The 22,716-nt window shown below is 47.5% G+C and carries 22 protein-coding genes; 13 read left to right on the top strand and 9 right to left on the bottom strand.

All coding sequences use genetic code 11. The features are described from left to right. Positions 1 to 170 precede the first annotated feature (170 nt). The 3 genes from EYM_RS05445 to EYM_RS05435 all read right to left on the bottom strand — a co-directional run bounded on the left by EYM_RS05445 (position 171) and on the right by EYM_RS05435 (position 1,954). Positions 171 to 572, bottom strand: a complete 402-nt coding sequence (locus EYM_RS05445; protein ID WP_075050034.1) for a hypothetical protein — start codon at positions 570 to 572, stop codon at positions 171 to 173. A 143-nt stretch (positions 573 to 715) separates the two neighbouring features. Then, positions 716 to 1,042 (bottom strand): hypothetical protein, encoded by a 327-nt coding sequence (locus tag EYM_RS05440; protein ID WP_075050033.1) that lies wholly within the window; start codon positions 1,040 to 1,042, stop codon positions 716 to 718. Between the two features lie 36 nt (positions 1,043 to 1,078). Beyond that, positions 1,079 to 1,954, bottom strand: a complete 876-nt coding sequence (locus EYM_RS05435; protein ID WP_075050032.1) for a WD40 repeat domain-containing protein — start codon at positions 1,952 to 1,954, stop codon at positions 1,079 to 1,081. An 82-nt stretch (positions 1,955 to 2,036) separates the two neighbouring features. Between EYM_RS05435 and EYM_RS05430 the strand changes: the two genes are divergently transcribed. The 4 genes from EYM_RS05430 to EYM_RS05415 are packed head-to-tail and all read left to right on the top strand — an operon-like array spanning position 2,037 to position 3,686. Then, the gene (locus tag EYM_RS05430) at positions 2,037 to 2,393 is read left to right on the top strand and encodes a hypothetical protein (protein WP_075050031.1); all 357 of its coding nucleotides are present in this window, start codon (positions 2,037 to 2,039) and stop codon (positions 2,391 to 2,393) included. 44 nt (positions 2,394 to 2,437) lie between these two features. Beyond that, on the top strand, positions 2,438 to 2,971 hold the full coding sequence (locus EYM_RS05425; protein ID WP_075050030.1) for a DNA-directed RNA polymerase: 534 nt from the start codon (positions 2,438 to 2,440) through the stop codon (positions 2,969 to 2,971). Beyond that, positions 2,968 to 3,177, top strand: coding sequence for a transcription elongation factor subunit Spt4 (gene spt4, locus EYM_RS05420; RefSeq protein ID WP_083495078.1), 210 nt, complete (start codon positions 2,968 to 2,970; stop codon positions 3,175 to 3,177). The genes EYM_RS05425 and spt4 overlap by 4 nt, the downstream gene beginning before the upstream one ends. Beyond that, positions 3,174 to 3,686 (top strand): GTP-dependent dephospho-CoA kinase family protein, encoded by a 513-nt coding sequence (locus EYM_RS05415; RefSeq protein ID WP_168050220.1) that lies wholly within the window; start codon positions 3,174 to 3,176, stop codon positions 3,684 to 3,686. The genes spt4 and EYM_RS05415 overlap by 4 nt, the downstream gene beginning before the upstream one ends. On the opposite strand, the gene EYM_RS05410 is transcribed toward EYM_RS05415, so the two are convergent. Then, positions 3,669 to 7,835, bottom strand: a complete 4,167-nt coding sequence (locus tag EYM_RS05410; RefSeq protein ID WP_075050029.1) for a hypothetical protein — start codon at positions 7,833 to 7,835, stop codon at positions 3,669 to 3,671. The genes EYM_RS05415 and EYM_RS05410 overlap by 18 nt on opposite strands. Positions 7,836 to 7,911: 76 nt before the next feature. Here EYM_RS05410 and EYM_RS05405 point away from each other — a divergent pair, with 76 nt between their 5' ends. From EYM_RS05405 to thiC, 3 genes are all read left to right on the top strand, one after another. Beyond that, the gene (locus EYM_RS05405; RefSeq protein ID WP_075050028.1) at positions 7,912 to 8,202 is read left to right on the top strand and encodes a hypothetical protein; all 291 of its coding nucleotides are present in this window, start codon (positions 7,912 to 7,914) and stop codon (positions 8,200 to 8,202) included. Between the two features lie 75 nt (positions 8,203 to 8,277). Further along, entirely contained in the window at positions 8,278 to 8,796 is a 519-nt protein-coding gene (locus EYM_RS05400; RefSeq protein ID WP_075050027.1) for a hypothetical protein, read from the top strand. Positions 8,797 to 8,898: 102 nt separating this feature from the next. Beyond that, positions 8,899 to 10,230, top strand: a complete 1,332-nt coding sequence (thiC, locus tag EYM_RS05395; RefSeq protein ID WP_075050026.1) for a phosphomethylpyrimidine synthase ThiC — start codon at positions 8,899 to 8,901, stop codon at positions 10,228 to 10,230. Positions 10,231 to 10,299: 69 nt separating this feature from the next. On the opposite strand, the gene EYM_RS05390 is transcribed toward thiC, so the two are convergent. The 3 genes from EYM_RS05390 to EYM_RS05380 form a co-directional block, all read right to left on the bottom strand. Then, complete coding sequence (locus EYM_RS05390) at positions 10,300 to 11,013, bottom strand: HAD-IIA family hydrolase (protein ID WP_168050218.1); 714 nt, start codon at positions 11,011 to 11,013, stop codon at positions 10,300 to 10,302. Positions 11,014 to 11,079: 66 nt separating this feature from the next. After that, positions 11,080 to 13,533 carry a hypothetical protein gene (locus EYM_RS05385; RefSeq protein WP_075050025.1) on the bottom strand — a complete coding sequence of 818 codons (2,454 nt, stop codon included), beginning with the start codon at positions 13,531 to 13,533 and terminating at the stop codon, positions 11,080 to 11,082. A gap of 51 nt (positions 13,534 to 13,584) precedes the next feature. Then, positions 13,585 to 14,280 carry a hypothetical protein gene (locus EYM_RS05380; protein WP_075050024.1) on the bottom strand — a complete coding sequence of 232 codons (696 nt, stop codon included), beginning with the start codon at positions 14,278 to 14,280 and terminating at the stop codon, positions 13,585 to 13,587. 171 nt (positions 14,281 to 14,451) lie between these two features. Between EYM_RS05380 and lysS the strand changes: the two genes are divergently transcribed. The 5 genes from lysS to EYM_RS05355 all read left to right on the top strand — a co-directional run bounded on the left by lysS (position 14,452) and on the right by EYM_RS05355 (position 19,579). Continuing rightward, on the top strand, positions 14,452 to 15,861 hold the full coding sequence (gene lysS, locus EYM_RS05375) for a homocitrate synthase (RefSeq protein WP_075050636.1): 1,410 nt from the start codon (positions 14,452 to 14,454) through the stop codon (positions 15,859 to 15,861). Positions 15,862 to 15,912: 51 nt separating this feature from the next. Then, a complete protein-coding gene (rpl12p, locus tag EYM_RS05370) occupies positions 15,913 to 16,233 on the top strand; it encodes a 50S ribosomal protein P1 (RefSeq protein WP_075049421.1) in 321 nt (106 codons plus the stop codon). 109 nt (positions 16,234 to 16,342) lie between these two features. Continuing rightward, a complete protein-coding gene (locus EYM_RS05365) occupies positions 16,343 to 17,299 on the top strand; it encodes a deoxyhypusine synthase (RefSeq protein ID WP_075050023.1) in 957 nt (318 codons plus the stop codon). A gap of 121 nt (positions 17,300 to 17,420) precedes the next feature. Then, entirely contained in the window at positions 17,421 to 18,590 is a 1,170-nt protein-coding gene (locus EYM_RS05360; RefSeq protein ID WP_075050022.1) for a C-GCAxxG-C-C family protein, read from the top strand. A 23-nt stretch (positions 18,591 to 18,613) separates the two neighbouring features. After that, complete coding sequence (locus EYM_RS05355) at positions 18,614 to 19,579, top strand: cytochrome b/b6 domain-containing protein (protein WP_075050021.1); 966 nt, start codon at positions 18,614 to 18,616, stop codon at positions 19,577 to 19,579. Positions 19,580 to 19,772: 193 nt separating this feature from the next. On the opposite strand, the gene EYM_RS05350 is transcribed toward EYM_RS05355, so the two are convergent. Continuing rightward, positions 19,773 to 20,549 carry a GTPase gene (locus EYM_RS05350; RefSeq protein ID WP_075050020.1) on the bottom strand — a complete coding sequence of 259 codons (777 nt, stop codon included), beginning with the start codon at positions 20,547 to 20,549 and terminating at the stop codon, positions 19,773 to 19,775. Positions 20,550 to 20,604: 55 nt separating this feature from the next. Then, positions 20,605 to 21,312: a hypothetical protein gene (locus EYM_RS05345; protein ID WP_075050019.1), complete on the bottom strand. Its 708-nt coding sequence runs from the start codon at positions 21,310 to 21,312 to the stop codon at positions 20,605 to 20,607. Between the two features lie 106 nt (positions 21,313 to 21,418). Here EYM_RS05345 and EYM_RS05340 point away from each other — a divergent pair, with 106 nt between their 5' ends. Then, positions 21,419 to 22,672, top strand: a complete 1,254-nt coding sequence (locus tag EYM_RS05340) for a hypothetical protein (RefSeq protein WP_075050018.1) — start codon at positions 21,419 to 21,421, stop codon at positions 22,670 to 22,672. Positions 22,673 to 22,716: the final 44 nt, after the last annotated feature.

Genomic DNA, 22,716 nt, shown 5'->3' with positions numbered 1-22,716 from the left:
TTTGTTGTTTGTCCTCCCCGGCCTCGTTCCCGCGCAAATCATCACATCGTAACCCCGAGTCCCCTCGCATGGGGATTAGGTAATGGGCTGGAGACCCAGCCCGGGCTGAACGAAACGGATGCAGTCCCGAACCTCCCCGTCCTAAAGGGTTCTTGGTGCTACTAGGCTCCTCAACTCAAGAGCTTAACTGCGTTCTTATAGAACGGACACGTCTTCCAATGGTGTTCACACAACTTCATTTCAACTACGGTTAAGAGTCTGTCCATGACCTTACAGAGCGCGTACCACTTACCGTCCGTGCCCCTCATGACCTCGAAGTGAGGGCACTTGCTTTCTGGTTTGTAGGGGGACGCGTGGATTAACTTGTAAGGTTTGTACTTCTCCTCGAAGCTCTCCTCGCTCCTCTCTTCCGATACGAACGCGCTCAAGCCCTTATCTGTCGCTTCCGGAGGAACGTAGAACTTGCATTCCTCGTAGTTATCGGACGTGCACTTCTTGTTAACTATAGCGGCGCTCGGCTTACCTATTTTCGGGCTATGGCACATACCGTCCTTGAACCACGGGCAAGGCATCTCATCTGTACCAATGCTATCGTAGTCGCACAGTGGGGCTTAAATAGTGAGGTCGAAAATGATTCTTCAATGGATAACTGTAAGAAAAAGTTGGGGACGCTCGAACCGAGTTCGATGTCAGAACGAGTTTTGGAAAAGCGCCCCTAGTCCTCCAAGCCTAGTTCGTCCATGCTCCAAATTTGGATTAGCCTCTCCTTTATCCTGTTTATGTCTTTGGGGTCCTCTATTAAGTCTCCAAGCAGACCGAAAACGTATGGGTTCAACATTCCGGGTCCTTCAACTACCTTTTCCCTAAGTTCCTCTAGGTAACTCCTCGCCTTTTCCTCGTCTAATTTCCCCGAAGCCACTGCGAAGGCTATGGTGGAACACAAGCTCGCTAGGAACCTATTTGCGGAATCTACGTCTTCCCTCTCAATAAATGAGGAGTAAACCTCCAATACGTCGTCTATTTTCGGTAATAAACTTTCCATGAGGATCACCCGCGGTCAATTAACGCTTGGAGGAGGTTATTTAGGAGAGAGCTCGAAGGCTACGACCCTTCCTATGCTCGAGCCCAGTATCAGCAAGTTCCCCTTGAAATATATAGTTGAGGCGCCTTCATCGAAGCCCTTCTTTAATAGAACTTGGCCGTTGGAATCAACTATTGTTACTAATTTAGAGCACGCATCGGCAATTGCAAGCATAGAGCAATCCTTTGAGAAGCTAACCGACCAAGCCTCCTCGAAGCCGTCTACCTTCCATTCAAGCGAAGGTTTGATCGGATCGGTTAGGTTGTAAAGGTATACAGCGCTATCGGTGCTTACTGCGAGCTCCTTTCCACATGAACTGACCTCCCAAACCCTCTCTAAATACGAAATCTTGTTAAGGACCTTACCGTCCTTTACTATGTAAAGGTAACCGTCCCACGTTGGAACGTAGAGGTATCCAAAGGCATACGCGGGCTTCTTAGCGACGTGACCTAGATGGGAAACCCATTGAACGTTACCTTCCTTATCTAAGTACTTGCATCCTTCTAAGCAAACTAACGTTCCATTAGGCAACAACTTTACCACAAAAGAGAATTCTGGGCCTGCGTTTAATTCCCTATAGACCTTTAACGTCGTCTCGTTAACGAACACTAGCTTTCCTTCGAGCGTTATTGCGGCGAAAGTGCCGTTTAGGTAATCCACGTCTTCAACGTCGCTTCCGAGGCATATCTTCTCGTACATCTTACCACTTAGGTCGAGGAAGTACAAGCATCCGTCCCATGAGGACACGCCCAAGTACTTCTCTCCGGGTGCTATTCCCGAAACGAGCGCCCCCGTCTGGAAGCTCCAAAGAGGTTTGAGGGAGATCGCGTAAAGGGGTACTATTAGGAACAATAACAGTACGCGCGTTCTCATTTCCAATACCGGAGACGGAAGCGCGGAGCAGTGAGAAAAGTATAGTAATTTCCCCGGAGAGGCCTTTCCTTAGGGTGTTAATTTGAAGAAAGCGTTGATAGGCTTAGTCGCGTTTCTCATGCTTAACTACGTAGCTATTGATCTAGCGCACCTCGTTGGCGTCATTAAGCAATTCCCACTATTCTTGTTTTTCGAAAACGTCTTCTGGTTAGCGTTATATGCAGTCTCGCTATATTGCTTGGGGAAGAACGAGACCAAAGGCTACTTGATCTTGAGCTCCGTAGCTTGGTTCAACGCGGGAAGGGTTTCCAGGAGCGTAATAACTCCCTATGGCGAGCTACCGAGACTATGGGTACCTCACTTGTTCTTGGAGCTAATAATATTGATCGTAGCCCTCCTTTCGACCTTGCAACTCAAGGAGAAGCTAACTAAGACTTGAAATTATTTTACTTTTACGGGTAGATCGTTGAGGGGGTAAAGCGCTTGTATAGAATCTACAAGTTCAAAGACGTCGTTAGGATACCTCCTGAGAGGTTCGGTGAGGATCTAAAGAAAGTGGCCCTAGACATCCTAAGGGAAGATTACGAGGGGACCGTTGATAGGGAACTCGGAATAGTGCTAACCGTTACGGACGTAAAGATAGAGGAAGAAGGATACATACTTCCCGGAGACGGCGCGACCTATCACGAAGTAGAGTTCAGTTTGATAGCCTTCGTGCCCTTGAGGCACGAAGTTGTAGAGGGAATAGTAGATAACGTTAATCCCAAGGCCGGTGTGGAAGTGAACATCGGTCCAATAAACGCTTTCGCACATAGGTCGCAACTGGGAGATGATAGGTTCATTTACGATCCAGCAACTGGAAGCATGGTTGGCGAGAGGACTAAGATTAGAATAAAGAAAGGAGACAAAGTCAGGGGTAAGATAGTGCAAGTGAGCTACGCTAACGAAGTTAGGATAGGAATTACTATGAGACAACCGTACTTAGGTAAGATTGAGGATGGAGGTAACGGAAGTTGAGAAGGAAGCCCTTCGTTGCGTGTATGAATTGCAAGGCTTTACTTCCTAGGGGAACTGAGAGGTGTCCGTACTGCGGGAGCACGGAAATAACAGAGAACTGGGACGGAGTAGTAATAATAATCTCAGAGGAATCGGAGCTGATAGGAAAGACGGAGTACTTGAAGAAACCGGGAAGGTACGCAGTGGAAGTGTCTGCTTCGGAGTGAGGTTCCCAAAGGAAATAAGGTACTTACTCGCTGCACCCCAAGGAATACTGTTCCATAATACGGATGACCTAATAGAAGCGATTGATGGACGAAAGGTAGTAACTGTGGGGGACGTGAGCACCAAAACCCTCTTGGAAAGGGGAATAGAGCCCCTCGTAGCGATAGTAGACGGGAAGACCAGGAGGGAAGTAAGGGTTAACTTGAAGTTCTTGAGAAGCTTCGTAGTAGTTCGGAACCCGCCCGGCTTCGTGTGCGTAGAGGCGGCTAAGGCTATTGAAAGGGCTTTGAAGGAGGACCTATGGGTTCTAGTAGAGGGCGAAGAGGACCTACTAGCTATCCCAGCTTTAATGCTCGCTAGCGACGGAACGATAATAATATACGGTCAACCAGGGGCGGGAGCGGTCTACTTAGAAGCGAACGAGAAAACCAAGCGATACTTCAGAACTATATTGGAGTTCTCGGAAGGCGATGGTAAGGAAGAGCTCCTTAAGTTACTTGACCGTCACTAGGGCCTCGAGCAGTCCCTTGTTCTGAAGGGATAGAATGATTTTGAGCGCTTCCTCTCCTTTCACGCCAGCTCCCTCGAGTTCCCCTATGAGCTCATTGAGTTTCCATTCCTTCTTTCTACTAACTAGTTCCAGCGCTAATACCTCCTTCTCGCTCAACACGCTCTTTACGTTTACCTTAACGTAAGTCTTCAATTTCTCTATCTGATCTTTTAGCTTGGAATAAGTCGCGTTCTCGTCCATAGACGTTGGAGCGCTCTCAGCGAGCTTCCTTATTTTCATTTCGACGTTCAATATGGCCTTAGGTACTTCTGCCTTCGGATCTAGCTTCTTTAATAGGTTTATAGTTTTCTTCACGCTCCTTAAATCCTCAATCAGTTCGTTCATTTTCGCCTCATGGAGTTCCCTAGCGCTTCCCTTCAACTTCTCAACTTCGGAATTCAGCTCCGCTATTCTTCTCCTTAGAGCCCTCAATACCGTACTCAAGTCCGCTAAGCTATTGGGCTCCCTTTCGTCATCCGAAATCTTCCTGTAGGAGCTCTCCAGTTCGCTTATCTTGCGCTTCAATAGGTCCAGCTCCTTGCCTACTTCGTTCCTATCGTAGAAGGAGGAGAGGAATTGATACCAGAGCTTGAGGTACGCCAAGTTGCGGTGAAATCGCACTTCCTCGTCCTTAAGCTCATCCAACATCTTTAGGATAGCTAAGACGTTGTCGTCGAACACGCCGACGCTCTTCTCTACTTCACTTAGCATTTCCACTAGATCCTTTAACGAGAGAGCTATCTTCGAGAAGTTCCTTCCTTCGCCTACAATTAGTTCCTTCAACCACGAATAAGCTATTGAGCTCAGCCTAGTATTGAAGCCCCCGGAAGCCAAGCTTTCCAGTCTAGTAACTACTTCCCTTTCCTTGTTCTCTATTCTATTAAGGTACTTCTCAGCTTCCCTTAAGTAGTCCTCGTAGGTTCTGAGCAAGCGATCTAACTCGTTCGTCTTCTCTTTAATTAAGTGATATTTTAAGTTAAAGAAATCCGCTAGTGCCCAAGACCTCTGATCGTAGAATTTCTCGAAGTAGAATAGATCTGGGAGGATGCCGTTGGCTCTCATTTCCGCCACTAATCTATTCATCACGTCTTTTGGTAAGGGTTTTGAATCAATGTCCACAGCTTTCTCCATGAGTTCGTGAAGCCTCACTACCTCTTCGAACTCGCTGGGAGATACGGTCGGTATTTTGGCAACGCTGAGGGTCTTATTGGTAACTGCTCTTAGCTTCGTCTTGAATTCGTCAATCTTCTTATCGTACGAATCAATCAACCTGGAGGCTTCCTCATACGCTTTCCTAGTTACTGGAACTAGCTGATGCTCCAGGTACTTACCTAAGTTCAGTAAGAACGTGGCTCTCCTGGCTATAGCGTAGGCGTCGCTCTCCCTTCTAAGCTCCAATGCCCCTTTCTCGACGTAGTCCTTCACCTCCTCCAACAGTATTAAGTTGTCTTCCTTCTTCTTTGAGACTACTATGTGGGCATAGGTGCTCCACTTGTATCCGTTCTTGTTCCACAAGTCCTCGAGCTTGTTCGCTTGAGCGTCCAACTCGGATGCTATTATCGATGGTTCCACGAGCTCCACTAAATAGGGCTCGTTCCCCCTCCTCTCTACTCTCACCAATCCCCTCTTTTCCAATATCTTTAAATAGAAATCGCTAAGTATCCTCTTGTTGTTTGCAACTAATATGAACTCTTTTTCTATAGCTTTCCAAGGGGCTTTGCCCCTCTTCTTAACCTCGTTTAGTATTCTCTTCTCTACTTTGCTCATGGTTATTCTAAGCTTCCCATTCCTTCTCTCTAACAGGCCTGCTGCAACTAAATCGTCTTCGAACCTCTTTAACATGGAGGGACTTTCCACGTCTATACCCGTACTGAAGGGAACCTTTTTACGGGATCCTCTGCCGTATATCATGAACTTCCTAACAGTCTTCACTACGTGCTCAAACACCTCTTCCGTCGTCATTTCATTTGATGGATAGGCCAAGTAGAAGGTGTAGGCCTCAGCAATACTCTCTTCAGAGGCACCGGATATCCTAGGCAAGTCGTCAACTATTATGCCTTCCTTGTACGCCTTCTCGGCCCACTTCTCGAGCGCTTCCCTTATACCCAACTCCTCGCTTATTCTCTTTAAGAACATTTGAACCTTCTCGGGATCTATTACGTCCCTCTTTTCAGGAGAAGAGTAAATCGAGTAAACAGCTAGCTGTATTACCTTTACGTCCTTAGCGCCTATAACGAAGTAATCTATATCGGAAGTGCTCAATAGGTCCTCTATCTCGTTTGCGATATCGCTCTTAGTCAGAACTAGGAGTACGTTGGCACCTTCCCTCTTAGCCTCCTCCGCTATCTTCCTCAATTCTATATCTCGGAAGAGTACTGCTTTGGGGTAAACGGTAACCGGAACTTGCTTAGACGGCGTTGGCACCTTCACTGTAACCATCTTGCCTACGTGCTTGCCTTGAAAGGCCGTTAGCAACATGTCTACCAACGCTTTGTCTAGGTTCACGTCTCCCTTACTCACGGCGTTGAGGGCATCCTTCCACGCCTTAGCTCTCATTTGAGGATCTTTTATGAAGAAGGCTGCGCTAACGGCAGGCGGGGGATACAAGTTTATGGCGTGTTTACGCGAGAGCATGTAGCTCTCTTCCAGTTTAATACCAGCCTCTTCCAACTTCTTCTTCAAATACGAAGCTAGTTTGGTTATATCCCCTATGAGCCTCCTTTCGCCTATTATGTCCTCCAAGATCTCCGCGCTGCTCTCATCAGGTATTACCAGGAAGAATTGGTTAGACTCACCTTTCGGATACGTTAGTTCCTCAATGATCTTCCTAAACTCCTCCTCGTCCCCTTCAGTGAAGACGTTTCTCAAGCTCTCAAGTATTACCATAAAGGCCTTGGAGTAATCGTCGGTCCTCCAGAACTTCTCTAAGAGAGGTGTTGAGGATAGGGAGGCCCTTTGGTCCAACGTCTCAATTACTTCCACGGGCACTCCTCCGAGATCGCTCATCTCCTTTAGAGTGAGGGGGTAGTAGTAAGCAGCTACTGTGGCCACCGCCCTACGTTCCGCCTCATTTCTCGCTATAGAGGTTAATATTCTCTCAAAGTATAACTTGTCTATTGCTTTAGACGATCCCACGTAGGTGAAGACGGTAGTGTTAGAGAGCACCTCTATTAGCTCGTATGGGTCTTTAGTGTACCTAGTGCAGTTACCCTCGCTCAAGTGGCTCAATACTACCCTTAAGAGACTCGTTAACGCCCCCGGATTGCCTTGCGCTATGGTATAGAGAGTATTGAGGAATTGGTATGGGAATGGACTGAAGTCCTCTCCGAAGGCGAAGTTCAAGATAGCCTTAGCTAGGTTAAAGGCCTCTACCCTACTCAAGGGCCTGAGCTCTATCTTGAAGTGCAGTCTCCTCTCCGTTCTACCTTTCAGGCTCTCGTCTATGTTAGCTAAGGTTAGGGCCTTGACGTAGGCGTAGGGAGTTAAAGCTACCATTAAGTGGAGCCTTCCGGGATACTTCTCGCTCAAGTATCCATACTCGCCATTAATCAGTTCGACCAATCCGTTCAGGACCTCGCTAACGACGTCCTTGTTCTTGGGCGAAACTATTTCTTCGAACTCATCTATGAACACTATTACTTTTTTGTTACCACATTTGCCGAACAACTGATCCAAAGCCTTCTTGGAGTACTCGTGGAGGGGCTCGCCTTTGTAAGGATCTACTAGGCTCTCTCCCCTCTCCTCTCCTTCCATTGAAATCGAGTGCAACAACGCTGAGGCGAAGATCAATGCCGACGAGTGCCCCATTCCGGCCCTGAGTCTCCTTACAGAATCAACTATTCTCCTAGCTGAAACGCTTAGTAGACAGAAGTCCTTGGCCAAGCCCCTCACGTATCCGTCGAAGACGCTGGTCTTCCCCTCGCCCCATTCGCCTATAACGAACGCTGAGACCGTTTCGTTGCTCTTCCTCGCCATTTCTACGAACGCTTTCACTTGCTCTTCTACTTCCTTCCGCACGTTAAGTCCGTTCTTCCATAGCTCCTTCAAGACGGCCTCGGTGTCCTTACCAGTTATGCTCGGCAATCTCTTTGCTGGAGGTCCGCACTCCATAATCGCTTGACCTAATAATCGGTTATGGACCAGTAGTATTTATGTTAGGTAACGCGCGGGGGACAGAGGAGCTGAAATGGTTGTACTCAACGCTACCTCAGCAACAATAACGGCGCTCTCCGGCTTCCTCGTGAATTCAACCTTGAGCTTTACCTTATTACACTTGTTACTAATGACTTACATGGCACTACCGTTCTTAATGGTACTAATTTTCTTCAATAATAACGAGTACGTGTTCTACGCTACCTTAGTTATGGAAGGAATACTGTGGGCTATAGCGATATACAGCGTTATAACAAAGATCCACGAATACCCGAAACTAACGTACCAGTTGCTTTCGAACGTAACTTCGATAGCTCGCGGATAACGTTGAAGACTACTGAACCCCTCCCGCGCTTCCACTGGTTTAAAGGATACGCACGTATTACGAGATCGGATCGCATTGAAGAGCTTGTTCGACCTCCTTAAAAGGGAATTGGATACAAACGACTTGCTCAACGTATCGGCCACTACGTGGGAAGAGCTAATTTCGGAATATAGAAAGTTCGCGGTAATGTGTTCGGAGTCAACTAATAGAGAAAACTGCGGAGAGAGGTTAAGGGAATACAAGAGAATGTTCAAGAACTTGTTCAAGTTCAGGATATATAAAGCAATGATAGGTGAGGAGGTGCCTAACGATAGCGTTGACTCCAACCTAATTGAACTCATACTAAGAATAATATCTGATTACGTAGACGCCTTGGACGAGGTAATAGCGGACGAGAACGGCAAGGTTTACGTCATTGTAAAGAGGAAAATAGAGATAAATGGAATGCTACTCCATCCGAACGAGCTAACCCTCGCTAACCTATCAGAAGCGGTCGCGTTGAGCGCGTTCGGTTACGTAGAGCTCTTGAGATTACCTTCAGAGACCTCAGATAAGTACGAATGGATGAAGAAGGAGAAGCTTTCCAGTCTTTAATTTTCGTGTACGGCGTCAAAATTTACGCTCTAAAGCGATCACGGAGACGAAACCAAATCACTTATTAAAATTCTTTAGAATATGAGGTATAGGTCGTACTTTATGGGAACTATAATACAAGCTGCTAGAAGGGGCGTCGTGACTGATGAAATGAAGAAGATAGCTGAAGTGGAGGGCGTAGACGTAGAGAAGGTAAGGAATGGAATAGCTGCAGGCAGAATCGTTCTGTTAAGGAACGTTAAAAGGGCCGATAAGGTTAAGATAGTAGCTGTAGGCGAGGGCATGTTAACTAAAGTCAACGCCAACATAGGAACTAGTAACACATTGATAGACTTGAATATGGAAATAGAGAAAGCTAAAATAGCTAAGAAGTATGGAGCGGACACCGTGATGGACCTCTCCACTGGAGGCAACTTGGACGTAATTAGGAGGAAGATAATGGAGGCGGCCGAGCCACTACCCTTGGGCACCGTTCCAATATATCAGGCTTTCATGGACGTTACCACCAAGAAGGGAGCTGGAATAAACATGACGGAAGACGACGTTCTTAACACGATAGAAAAGCACTTGAAGGACGGAGTTGATTTCATGACCCTCCACGCTGCCTTAACGAAAGACCTCGCTCTCAAGGCCGTTAGGAGTAACAGAGCGGAACCAATTGTAAGCAGAGGAGGATCGATAATTGCTGCTTGGATGCTCGAGCACGATAAAGAGAACCCGCTTTACTCTAATTTCGATTACATACTAGAGATGTTCAAGGAATACGACGCCGTGATAAGTTTGGGCGACAGCTTGAGACCGGGTGCCTTAGAGGACGCGCACGACGAGTTCCATATAAGTGAATTAATAAACAACGCGAGGTTGGTTAAGAGGGCTAGGGAAGCGGGAGTTCAAGTAATGCTCGAGGGACCCGGTCACGTTCCACTTGACAGGGTAATTGCCGACGTTAAGCTCGCTAAGAGGTTAACTGAAGGGGCCCCGTACTACATCTTAGGTCCCTTAGTTACCGACATAGCAGCCGGTTACGATCACATTGCTGGAGCAATAGGTGGTGCCGTAGCTGCCGCTAACGGAGCCGACTTCTTGTGTTACGTAACTCCGGCCGAACACTTGAACCTCCCCAACCCAGAGCAAGTAAGGGAAGGCGTCATTGCCTTCAAGATAGCTGCACACGCAGCCGACATCGTGAAGTATCCGGAAAGGGCGATGAAGAGGGACTTGGAGATGGGTAGATGTAGGGCGGCACTGGATTGGGAGTGCATGATAAACTTGTCCTTAGATCCTGACAGGGCGAAGGAAATAAGGAACCAATACGGGCCAACGCCTCTAAAGAGCTGCAACATGTGCGGATCCCTATGCGTATTCCTACTACTTGAGAAATGGAGGAGAGGTAAAGAAGAGAAGAACTTAAATATTCCCGTTGCGTCCAAGTGAGTGCCATCGGGGGGTTGAGGGGGCCGCAGAGCCCGCGGTGACCCTACCGATCCGGCGCTCCCCTTACGTTTACTCCAAGAGTTCCCTCAAGTTCCGTACGACCTTAACGCCCGGAGGTACTTCCCTTACTTCCTTAGTTACGCCGGTGAGAACTAAGACTGCCTTAGCGCCGTTCTCCAAGGCCATTTTCACGTCAGTCTCCAATTTGTCTCCTATCACTACTACGTCTTTCCTTCCCTTGGAAGCTACCTCAAAGGCTATCTTACTAGGTTTACCCACCACTATAGGCTCGATGCCCGAACTGACCCTTATTGCCTCCACAACGCTACCTGCGCCCGGTTTCAGCCCCTTCTCGGTGGGATACGTTCTATCGCGATTGGTAGCAACGAAGAGGGCACCCTTCGTAATAGCCTCTGTAGCCAACGCTATCTTATCGTACGTTACGAATTGGTCGAGACCGGCTACAACGGCCTTAACTAGCTCTATTTGATCAGTTAGGTGAATTCCATTAATAGAAAGTTCCTCGTATAGACCCATTGGCCCTAAAGCGAAGGCGCTCCGGATACCGTTCTCCTTTAGGTACGAAGCGGCTACGTAGGCGGAAGTTACCACGTCTCCATCTAGCCCTACTTTCTCGAGCCTTTCTCGTATTTCCCACCTAGACGTGGCCTTATTGGTAAGGAAAACTTTCTCTCCTTCCAGTTTCCTTAAGGCCTCAACGTTCTCCCAAATGTATTCCTTTCCCCTCCAAACAACTCCGTCGAGATCGACTATCCATAGCATTGCACGCACCATCGGAGCCTCAGATACCGTGAGGCTCTTCATCTTATCGTTTGAGAGGAGGTATCTTCATAGGCCCCTAATGGCTTTAATCGCGTTCACTGTCTCTATGGCGTCCCTTATTAGCTTCCTTGGATACTTGACCTCCGCGCTTAGAACCTTAATTAAATCGTAAGCGGAGATGCTCCTTTCTGATAGGAATTTCCCTAATTCCATATCGTTTTTGAGAGAAAGTACTTCCCTGAATACTTCTGCTGAGCCCTCCGGCGGTTTTTGGAAAGTTCTAATTACGTTCTCGATCTCCCTAACGCTTTCTAGTTCAATCCTTCCTTCTTCGAGCTCGTTCCTCAACCGCTCTAGTAGTTTCCTCAATTCTATCTCGTTTAATGGGAGGCTCTCGTCCAATACCTTCAGGAACAAGTTCCTTAGTTTTTCACCTCTTCTCATCAAACGGGAAAGCTTGAAGAGCTTGGCAACCGTTTCGAACGACTCTAGGTGGGATGCGTACGGTTTGTAGCGTTCGTCTGAGTAAACTACCTTACACGCAACGAACCCCTCCTCGGGGAGCAAGTACTCGTTAAGCGCCTCGCAGCCTTCCACCTCCTCGAACAATTGGTAATTGCGCGTAACGAAGTGCAAGTCCTCGTAACTCCACTCTATTGTATGACTAGTTACGAAGAGGGGTTCCTCTATGAGGTCCGGGACGAATTCCCCTATCAATAGTTCTCCTCCCTTTGAAAGGGCTGCCCCGTTGGGGAGAGCCTTGGCACTCTCAATTTCTTGCGAATGAACGTAAAGTAAGTTGCCGTCTAGGTCATACACTTTCATTGTTCTACCTTTTAACGCTATTAAGAAATCGTAACTAATTGAAATTTCGTCAGCGTCTAATTCGAACTTCTTCCCTTCGACCTCAACTACGCTTCCCTTTAAGACAGCCAGTTTACCATCGAAGTAAGAGAAGTTATCCGCCTCAGTCACTTCCCTAACTTCGTTCCCTTCTATCACGTACAACTTACCTTTCCATAGTAAGAAGGGACCCTCTATCTTCTCGGCTCCTTCGAAGACCTTAGTCAACGATCCATTACGAACCCTGAAGCAACCGCTTTCATTACATATTATCGGCATCCCCTTAGCGCAAGCACCTACGTTCCCACCTATTTCAATTACCTTACCGATACTTCTTGGGGACTGCGCAATCACGCTCCTCGCTCCGTCTGAGAAGAGTACCCATTCACCGTTAGCGCTTACGAACTTAACTGTTCCATCCAAGCAGAAGGTTCCTATAGAATCACCAATCACTTGGACGCACTTACCTTTAGAGACGGCCACTACTTCGTCTACATCGAACGGTCCCCTAATTAGGTATCTCTCCTTTACTTCGAAGTTCTTAATTGGAGGTTTTATTACGTTAACGCCCTTCATTAACTTAATTTGACCGTAATCGAGGTCCCCTTCGGAGTATATCCATAATCGCTTGCCATCGAAGGCCACGACTCTAGCCATTCCACTTATCTTCGCTAATAACTTCTTAGAACACTCGTAAGTTCCATATTTAAGCCTTACAGTTATCTCTCGCAGTTCCGAGAATCCTTTAAGCTTGGGAAGAGCGAGACTGAAGAGGTTCTTGCCTCTCTTTAAAAGCAATTTCTTATTAAACGGAGCGTCTAAGCCGACTACCTCGACCTCTACTTCCGCCTCTATAGAGGACGTAATCGAGAGGTTGAGCCTGTTGCGCTTACCTATTTCAACTACGTCCATTCTGAAGGGCTCTTTTGGGAGGGGTAGATCGAACTCCTTCGAGTATAGCCCTACAGTGACCCTCCCCTTACCAATCTTCTCTTTCACGGTTATTGTGACGGCTCCCTTTCCCTTGCTGTCGCTCTTGCCCCTGGCCAGATCACCGTAGGCCTCCACTTGAAACTCCGAGTTAGGGCGAACTTCCACGCTCACTAATACCCTCGAACCCAAGTAGGGCTCTTCCAATACTTTCATGTCCTTAACTGGTACCTTAGGCTTAGGCAGCGAGAACTCGAACAGGTAGATGGGCGTCGTTTCGAATTCTAAAAACCCTCCTACCTCGCTTCGCGGCAAAACCGTTAAGACTTCCTCCTTAGGCACCCGGACGGAGCCTTGAACAGGGTAACCGTAGAGGTAGCCCTTGAACGCTATTTCGCCTTCATCTCCTTCGAACTTTAAGGTAACGTCCGTCGGAGCTAGTAGGTAAGCTTCCTTTACGTTCAAGCTGAACTGCAACTTCTTTACAGTTATTACTGAAGTTCCAACTCTTATTTCCCGAACTCCGGGAACGGGCTTCAAGTAAACTACGCCGCTACCGCTCCCACGATGAGCGCCTATTCGATTACCTTTACGGTATAGCTTACCCATGACGGAAATTATTTCAGCTCCGTAAACGTCCGTTTCCTTGATACAGGGTTTGTTCCGTTCGCACTCGTAATAACACGCGAACTCCTTAATCTGGTCATTAACAATCCAAATTTCGTTAGGACATCTAAGCCCTCCCAAAATATAGTGCCCCCGTAGATGAACCTGCCTCTAGTAATATCCTTCATCTAGTTAGGTATATTTGCTCAAGAGAAATACTACAAGGAACGCGAACAAGAGGCTCCTTCCCATTTCCCTCCAACCCAGTTTCTTCAGCTCCTTCGGATGGACTTTCGAGTTCGAAATGGCTGTTCGCGCGAACTTAATTGTGGGTTCTACCAGCGCTAATGCCAGTAAAGGTTCGAAAACGATAAACACGTAACTGGGAGACCATAGGAGCAATGGAACCTTGTTATTAAGGTTCCTCCAAGGGAGCTTCGTTTCAACGTAAGCGGCTGTAGCTACTGCATAGAGCGTTAACAACGCCCAGTAAATTACAGTTACGTCGTTGAACTTATTCAAGGCTAGGGGTACGACTAGAGCCGGCAATATGGGTATCGATGAACCTAGGACGTAAGTGATCTCGTCGTTACCTCTCTTGAAAGCTAACAGTAAATAGGACAGTAAGAACAATGCCGGGAAAACCAGGAACCAAGCCTTGGTCCAGAGTCCTAGTACGAGATAGGGTAACGCGTTGATCGCTATCAATTTCAATGGAAAACTCCCAGCTCTTATCGCACCGAACGCTTCGTCGAAGGTAAGCAAGTGGAGAACGAGCAAACCAATTGCTACAGCGAACTCGAAGATGTTGAAGCCCGATACTATCGAACTTCCAATGATCGCTAGGGTCATGAAACCAATGACGCTGGGCTCCTTCGGCTTCCTCAATTTACCATCGAACTAGACGTATAGTATCAACGAATTTAGTATTAGCCTTCGATTGGAGTAAGCGAGATACGTAATTGCATTTGGAGGTGGATAGGGACTAGCAAATAAATCCCTTAATATCCCCTAGAGCGGTGTTCGCAGAAATTGTCTGGACCCGTGTTTCAAGAGGAGATATTAGGGTATAGGGACAAATTCGCTAGATTGAGGTTACTAGACGCGACCCTAAGGGAAGGCGAACAGACGCCCGGAGTAAGCTTCACAATCGATCAGAAGATAGACATTGCGAAGAAGCTGGACGAGCTAGGAGTTCACATGATAGAGGCCGGTCACCCAGCAGTAGCTCCAGACGTAAAGGAAGCCGTCAGTAGGATAGCTGCAATGAAAAGGGACGGGGAGATAAGGGCCGAGATAGTCGCTCACAGCAGAGCGGTTAAGAGCGACATAGACGTTGCAGCTGACGTCGAACCTGATAGAATAGCTATATTCTATGGAGTTAGCGATATCCACTTGAAGTCGAAACACAGGAAGAGTAGGGAAGAGGCGCTTCAAATAATAGGCGAAATGGTAGAGTACGCCAAGAGTTACGGAGTGAAAGTAAGGTTCACTGCAGAAGATGCCTCCAGGGCGGACGTGGAGTACCTAGAGGAGGTAGTTAGGACCGCTAGGGACGCTGGAGCTGATAGGGTGAGCTTAGCGGATACTGTAGGAGTCTTAACCCCATGGACCGCTAAGAGGTTCTTCGAACACATGGTACAAAGGGTACCTAACGTTGAATACGACATTCACGTCCACAACGACCTCGGTATGGCCGTAGCAACTGCGTTCGGTGCCGTAATGGGAGGCGCCACTGTGGTTCACGTTACCGTAAACGGTCTAGGCGAGAGGGTCGGAATAGTCCCACTTCAGACCTTTGCTGTAGCTGTCAAGGTTCACTTCGACGTAGACCTAGTTAATCTGAGTAAGTTAATGGAAATAACTAGAATGGTTGAGAGGTACTCCGGTCTCGAGGTGCCTTACAATGCTCCAGTTATAGGAGACTACGCCTTCATTCACAAGGCCGGAGTGCACGTGGCCGGTATACTGGCTGACCCGAGAACCTACGAGGCCTTCCCGCCCGAGCTCATTGGAAGGAGTAGGGACTACGTAATAGACAAGTACACTGGTAAGAAGGCAGTCAAAGCGAAACTTGAGAAATTAGGCATTCGTTTGAGCGACGACGAGCTCCTAAAGGTATTAGAAGAAATCAAGAGAAGCAACGTCAAGTTCCTCACTGATGATACCCTCGTAACTATTGCTGAGAAAGTTACCGGAAGGGTGTTAAAGCCGAGAGTTACCGAGAACCTCGAGGCTATAGTGTGGATTAAGGTTGACTCCAATGCGTTCACTAGCTCCGTGGCTAGGAAACTAAGCTCAATAGAGGGCGTTAGAGAGGTCGCCGAGATAACTGGCGACTACGATCTACTAGTCAAGGTCGTCAGCCCAGACCACGCGTTCCTAAACAGCGTATTGGATTCCATAAGGAACGTCAAAGGCGTGGAAAGCACCCACACTCAGATCGTCCTAAAGAAAATTGAAAAATAACAGGAGAACCCATTTTAATCCATCTATCTGCCTTTATCAGTCGGTGGAACGATGGAGTACATATACGCTTCCCTCTTGCTCCATAGCGCCGGTAAGGAGATAACCGAGGAGGCAATAAAGAAGGTCCTAGAGGCGGCAGGAGTTCAAGTGGACGAGACCAGGGTAAAGGCATTGGTAGCCGCCTTGAAGGAAGTGAACATTGACGAGGTATTGAAGAGCGCGGCCTTGCCAGTGGCTGCAGCTCCAGTAGCCGCCCCGGCAGCTGCTCCGGCTGCTGAGGAGAAGAAGGAAGAGAAGGAGGAAGAGGAAGAGAAGAAGGAGGAAGTGAGCGAGGAGGAGCTCTCAGCCGGCTTGGGAGCCCTCTTCGGTTAAAGACCATCTAGATGAGGAGTACTCCCGGTAGGGATTTCTTAATGACCGGAAGGCATTTGGCCGAGGTTTTAAGTTAACCCTCTCCTCTTCCTTCCTCGGTTGAAGGGTAATGGTAGATAGGAAGGACCTCTTAGTGGAGCGGATTGAAGACGTTAAGGTAGACCCGAACGATACGGTAGTAGATCTCATAGAGAAGTTCGGGAAGATTCACGGATTCAGTGCCGTCAACGTAAAGGAGGCAGTGGACATACTCTCTGAAGGGCTTTCTGAAGCCGACTTGAGGTTCCTTTCCTTTACGGCCAACTTGGTAGCGACGGGCTTGAGGGGAGTCATAGCTCAACTCATAGATAAAGGTCTAGTGGACGTAATCGTGACTACTTGCGGTACCTTAGATCACGACGTAGCTAGGGCACTAGGGCACGAATACTATAAGGGATACTTCAATGTCGACGATAAGATGCTGGCCGAACTCGAGATACACAGATTAGGCAACGTGTTTATACCTTTCGAGAACTACGGACCACCAGTAGAGAAGTTCGTTCATCAACTACTAGATGAGCTGGAGTGGGAGGAAATAGTTCCGTGGAAGCTCTTAATGGAGGCGGGGAGTAAGTTAGAGGACGAAAATTCGATATTAAGGAAAGCGTATGAGAGGAACGTTCCAATAATTGTGCCCGGTATAACAGATGGGGCCTTCGGTACAGCTATCCTTACTTATTCGGAAAAGAAGAGGCTTGAAGGAAAGAAAATTTACTTGAACTTGTTGGAAGACGAAAGGTTGTTATCGCAGAAGGTATTCAATAGTGAGAAATCGGCTGCCCTAATAATTGGAGGAGGAATAAGCAAACACCACGTTATATGGTGGAACCAATTTAAAGGAGGACTGGACTACGCAGTTTACCTAACAACTGCGCTCGAATTCGATGGAAGCTTGAGCGGGGCGCAGCCTAGGGAGGCCATCAGCTGGGGCAAATTGAAGCCTTCCGGGAAGAGCGTAGTTGTATACGGCGACGCGACCGTTCTACTACCATTAATTTTATCCGCTGTTTACGCGAAAATAAAATAAGATCTAACTCTTCATTATCGAATTAAACCAATTCCACTTGTACGCAGTAAACAATATTCTTATAATAGGAAAGAAATATATTCGAAAAATCGCAATATTACCTCATGAGGGACCTTACGTAATGGTTTCTAGACGTGAATTCGTGAAGCGCCTGGTCTCTACGGCAGCTACCGTGCCGCTTCTCATGGCCTTTCCCCAAGTCGCGAGCGCTGAAGAGGCGAAGACGGAACCCAAAAAACCCGAAGCGATTGAGCCTCCCGAACTACCTTGGCCCTACACTAAGTTGGATCCCGAGGAGACCAGGAAACTCGGCCATATGGGATATTACCTATTCGAGTGTGCCGGTGCGGCTTTTTGGAGCATAGCCATACAACTGCGCGAGAAGATAGGGTATCCTTGGACGTTATTGCCTATACCGAGTAGAGAGAAGGCCTTAGATGCTATTAAGAACAAGAAACACCTCCACAGCTTATTCCAATACGGTTACGGAGGCGCCGTGGGTTGGGGAACCCTATGTGGGGCCCTCAACGGCTCGCTCTTCGCGATACAGATGATAGTTGGCGAACATAAGGCTTGGGATAAATTAGGCAAGGCTTTAATGAGGATCTACGAGACCACTCCGCTTCCGACCCGTAAGAGTAACGAATACGCTGTAAAGGGAATGATGTACGTACCACCCGAGAGAATGAAAAGCAAGAAGTGGTTGCCTCAGAACGTGAGCGGATCTACTCTATGCCACGTTTCAGTAGGGAAATGGTGTGAGGTTTCGGGATACGCAAGCGGATCGCCCGAGAGAAGCGAGAGATGCGGTAGATTGACTGGCGACATTGCCGCGTTCGCCGTAATGTTATTAAACAACTATTTCGATGCCTTAAACAGAGTTGGTAACCCTTCTAAGGCAGCTGACATAGCTGTAGCTGAAGTGACCAGGATAGTTAAATCTGAATATAGCGGAGACGTGAGACTGTCAGCGACCACTGCCAGTTGTCGTACTTGCCATTTCAAGGGCAAACTTTACGAAGACGGTCAGTTCACCAGAGGCTTCTTGGCTTGTGAGAGCTGCCACCGCGACATGAGACCTCACGCTCATACTTTCTTCGAGCCTAGTGAAGCGCTTCCAGTTCGCGAAGCGAAAACTGCAAACGAGAGGAAACTGGAAGGGGCACTAGCGACCGGAAGCGTAGCGAGTGCGGCAATTGGTGCAATAGCCGGGTTCGCAGCAGCGAAAGCCTCGGGTGGAGGTGGTCGACCAAATGAAAAAGAGGAGAGAGAGCATGGCGAAGGGCAGTAATATTAAATATAGAGGTGAGAACATTGGGATCACCTTCCCATGATTTCGAGGAAGGGAGAATAGGGTATCTCATAGGTAGCCTCATTGGTACGGCGATAGCTGTAGGTATCGCTTGGGGTTTCGTATATGAATACGCCTTGAAAGTTCTATTAAGTGAGTGGCCAGTACGCGGAGCCGTTCTCGGAAGCTTCGATGTAGGTAACGTTGCCTGGTGGAGAAGCTTAATATCAGTCGCCTTCGATCTATTGATACTCGTTATAGCTATAGTAGGAACTCTATGGGTCCTCGTCAATTTCCTCAAAGAAGTAAGGATGGCTGGGAAGTGGCGGTTGTATTACGAAATCGAGGAGGCTAAAAGGGACGTATGGATCCCTAGGCTAAGTAAATGGCAAAGGATACAACACCTATGGATGATAATAACGTTTACCGTATGCGCCGTAACTGGTTTCGCTGCGAACGCGGGAATCGGGGACAAGGTTGCGCTAATAGTTACGCACGTTTACAGCGGTATAGCAATGGGTATACTAGCTATTCTCCACTTCACTTACTACACTACCCAAGCGCTAATACTCAAGGCTCGCGGCGAAAACTTAAAGGAAAGGTTCCCAATACTTGAATTCTATAGCGTCAAGTTCCTGAAAAACGTCGTTTCAGTTCTGATGGGTAAGAAGCCGGAGCCTTACGGCAAATATGATCCGGAACAATTGTTCGAGTATTGGGGCATATACTGGGGTATGTTGGTGCTCGGCATACCCGGATTCATTATTCTCCTATGGGGTCCTCACGTACTAGGCGGCATACTATGGACAATGCACGTAAAGGAAGCAGTATTAGCAGTAACGTTCATACTAATGGTTCACATAGCATACACCCACTTCCGTCCCTCAATCTTCCCACTGGACCTAACTTTCCTAACCGGTCGAATGCCTAGGAAGAGGGCACTAGAAGAGCACCCTAGGTGGCTGAGGGAAATATCCGAAGAAGCTTAGTTCTTTTTAATCATACGGAATTACGGAATCGGACTCAGAGAAGAGCGGCCATCTCATCGGTCGCGATGACCTCGTTCCCGGATTCTCTCTTCATTGCTCAATTTTAAACCCCCTTAGGTTCCAAGGGATACTGGCGATGAAGAAGGCTGGTATTGGTGAGTTCGAGTGATCGAAGACACCAGACCATGAGCCTCTAGTAAGGCGGAACGTAGAACGGTATCTTTCCCTTATGGTAATCTATTATTATCGCCCTTGCGGCTTGCTCTATTAGGGGCTCGTGGTCCTCTTTATAGAACCAACCCCTCTTAATCGCTAGCTTCTCCAGTATCTCGTAAGGATCTCCATCGAACCCATAAGCCTTTAAGAAGGCCTTGGGTTCGTACCTCTTCACGAACTCTATCAGTTCCACAGCAACCTTAACGGGGTCCTTCAATTTCTCCGGAGGAGCTCCCCTAATCGCCTTCTCTAAAGGCGAACCATCCGGAGGGATGACTCCAGGGGTATCGAGGAAGTAGATTTGACCGGGTCCTCTATATATACCGGGTTTCTTCGTGTAACCTGGAGTTCCGGGAACGGGCGAGGTGGACGCGCCTCCTTTACCCCTTAAGGCGTTTATTACGCTGCTCTTACCGGTCTTCGGGTACCCTACGACAGCTACCACTATTGGTCTAACGGTCACGCTCCTGTTGATCGCCCTTCTCAATACCCTCGTACCCTTGTGTTCCCTAGCTGCTAGGTAAACTGCCTCGTACCCTTCTGCCCTATACTTCTTAGTCCACTCTTCAGCTATTTCCCTTGGAACTAAGTCCGCCTTATTCAAGGCCAACACTATCGGTTTATTTAAAGTCTCCACTAACCTCTCGAGCCTCTTGCTCCTAGTGTTATTAGGTGTCCTAGCGTCTATGACTTCAACTACTACGTCGGCCCTCCTCACCAGAGCCGCTAGGTTTCCCCAACTCGCAGTTATCATTGCGTTACGCACCTATTAGTGAAGGTGTAAAAAGGAAATAAAAAGAGAGGTCCGGCTAACTCTCTACTCCGTAGACGTAGATCAAGTACGCGGGGATAGCGTTTATGCCCAGTAGGGGCGCTAGGAACATCCATATGGTCACGTCTGGATAGACGAAATTTATGCTAACTGCTATTATGAGTATTAATAAGTAATTGATTAGAAGGGAAGTCAAGGCGAACGATTTCTTTAACGTAAATGTGCTTATCACCGATAAGAACGAGGCTATACTAGAAAGGAGGAGCAGCGATTGCGTGTCTAATTGGTACACCGTTCCGTTCCTGAAACTGATAGTGACGGCAATGAGGGAAGTCAAGGCAACTAAGGAAATACTTATAGAATAGGTAACGCTGCTAGTGAATGAATCGGTACCCTCCATTCTATGAAGAAGCATTGCGAACAGCAAGTCCAAAACGAGCAAGAAAGCCACGTCCTCGTACCCATAGATGCTGCTATCGTCGTAGGTGATCACGTAAGCTAACAACGTGGGAATCATGAATACTAAAATGCCTAGCATGTAGAGCGTATAGCTTCTACTTACTAACGGTATAATTAAAGATATTAAGTAAACGGCCCCCACGATTGGACCGGCTACGTAAGGCATCCACTCGTAATGCGTACTGTAGTTAATGAAGGCGAAGTTCAATACTCCAAGGGAAGTGAGTAGTAACACTACCACTGCTATCATTAAGATGTAGTCCCTTAACGGCCATTCTGATTCCATTTAAGCATCCCAAATGGATCAGACGCACCAATCATATTAAACACACTAACTGTTTTCCGCTTGCTACGTTAAAACCTCTCCAAACTAGTATTACTTCGGTGGTACAATGAAGAGGTCTTTAACGCCTCTATTGAGCCTACTGCTAATAACCACGCTGTACGCTGGAAAGGTCGATATAAGGATCATATCCTCCAACCCTATAGATACTTCCCTCGCTTGGAGCTCTATAGCTGGAACTGTGAACGACTTGATCTCCAAGGGAGGCGTGTGGGCGGAAATACTAACTAAGCCCCAGCCTCAACAGTTCGGATTAAGCCTAACCAGCGCTCCCAACCCGGAAGCCTATAGCGGAATACTACTCGTCTTCGATCAAAACGCCACGACGGGTAACCCCGAACTCGATAACAAGATAGCTACTGCGTACGTGGATCAAGTAATAGTTCCTGCGCTTAAGGCCGGAATGAGGGTAGCGATAATAGCTAGTCCATACATGAACGATACCGATACGGGAGACTACATTGGAAGCATAGTGCTCACCAGGCTCGGATTCTATAAACTTGGAGCTTGCGAAGCTAAGAAACCAATACTAGTTTCTCCTAAGCACCCGATATTCCAAGGCGTTAGCCAACTTCCAGGCGGTTGCTGCCTAATCCCGCTCGTAAAGGACGTAATAGCTCTAAACGAAAGCTTAGGGAGGACGGCTTACTGCGTAGCGATTAGGGTAACCAAGTGGAGCGACGAAATGGTAATTATGTCCTGGAGAGGCATACTCAGCGACATTAGTACTGATCCTAATGCACAGAAATTGTTTGAGAACGTTCTGCTTTACCTAGCTGGTAAGCTACCTTCTAAGTACCCGAAGAAGGAGTTCATATACGAGACGGTTACGACTACCTTGAACCTAACTACGACTGTAACTAACACCGTGACTGAAACAGTAACTAGAACGGAAACCTTGACCCAAACGCTCACTTACACCACTACTAAGCTAATAATAAATAACGTAACCTTCACCAACTTCATTACAACTACAGTCTTCTCGACTTTAACGACCACGCAGCTAGTTTTCCAAACGATAGTTAATACCGTTACGGAGAAGGTGACTAGCTTAATTACCAGCACTTCGACGGTTACTGAGACCTTAACTATAACCAACAACGTAACCTTAACTAATACATTAACCAAGACTCTCTACAAGACTATTGTAAACACCGTAACTGAAACGATTACTAAGACCGTAACTGACTACACCGTAACTATAGGTGCGTTCGTTATAGGTTTAGTTATCGCCATAGCAGTCGCAGCGGCAGTTACCGGTAGAGGCGGCGGTGAGGAGAAGGGCAAGAGCCTAGAATGGTGAGTTTTTGTCCTCCAATCCCCAAACTTCAATAGTTTAACCCCTTC

The organism is Ignicoccus islandicus DSM 13165, assembly GCF_001481685.1.
Classification (GTDB): Archaea; Thermoproteota; Thermoprotei_A; order Sulfolobales; family Ignicoccaceae; genus Ignicoccus; species Ignicoccus islandicus.
Note: the sequence above shows the minus strand (reverse complement) of the source record. Positions and strands in the feature narration are given on the sequence as shown.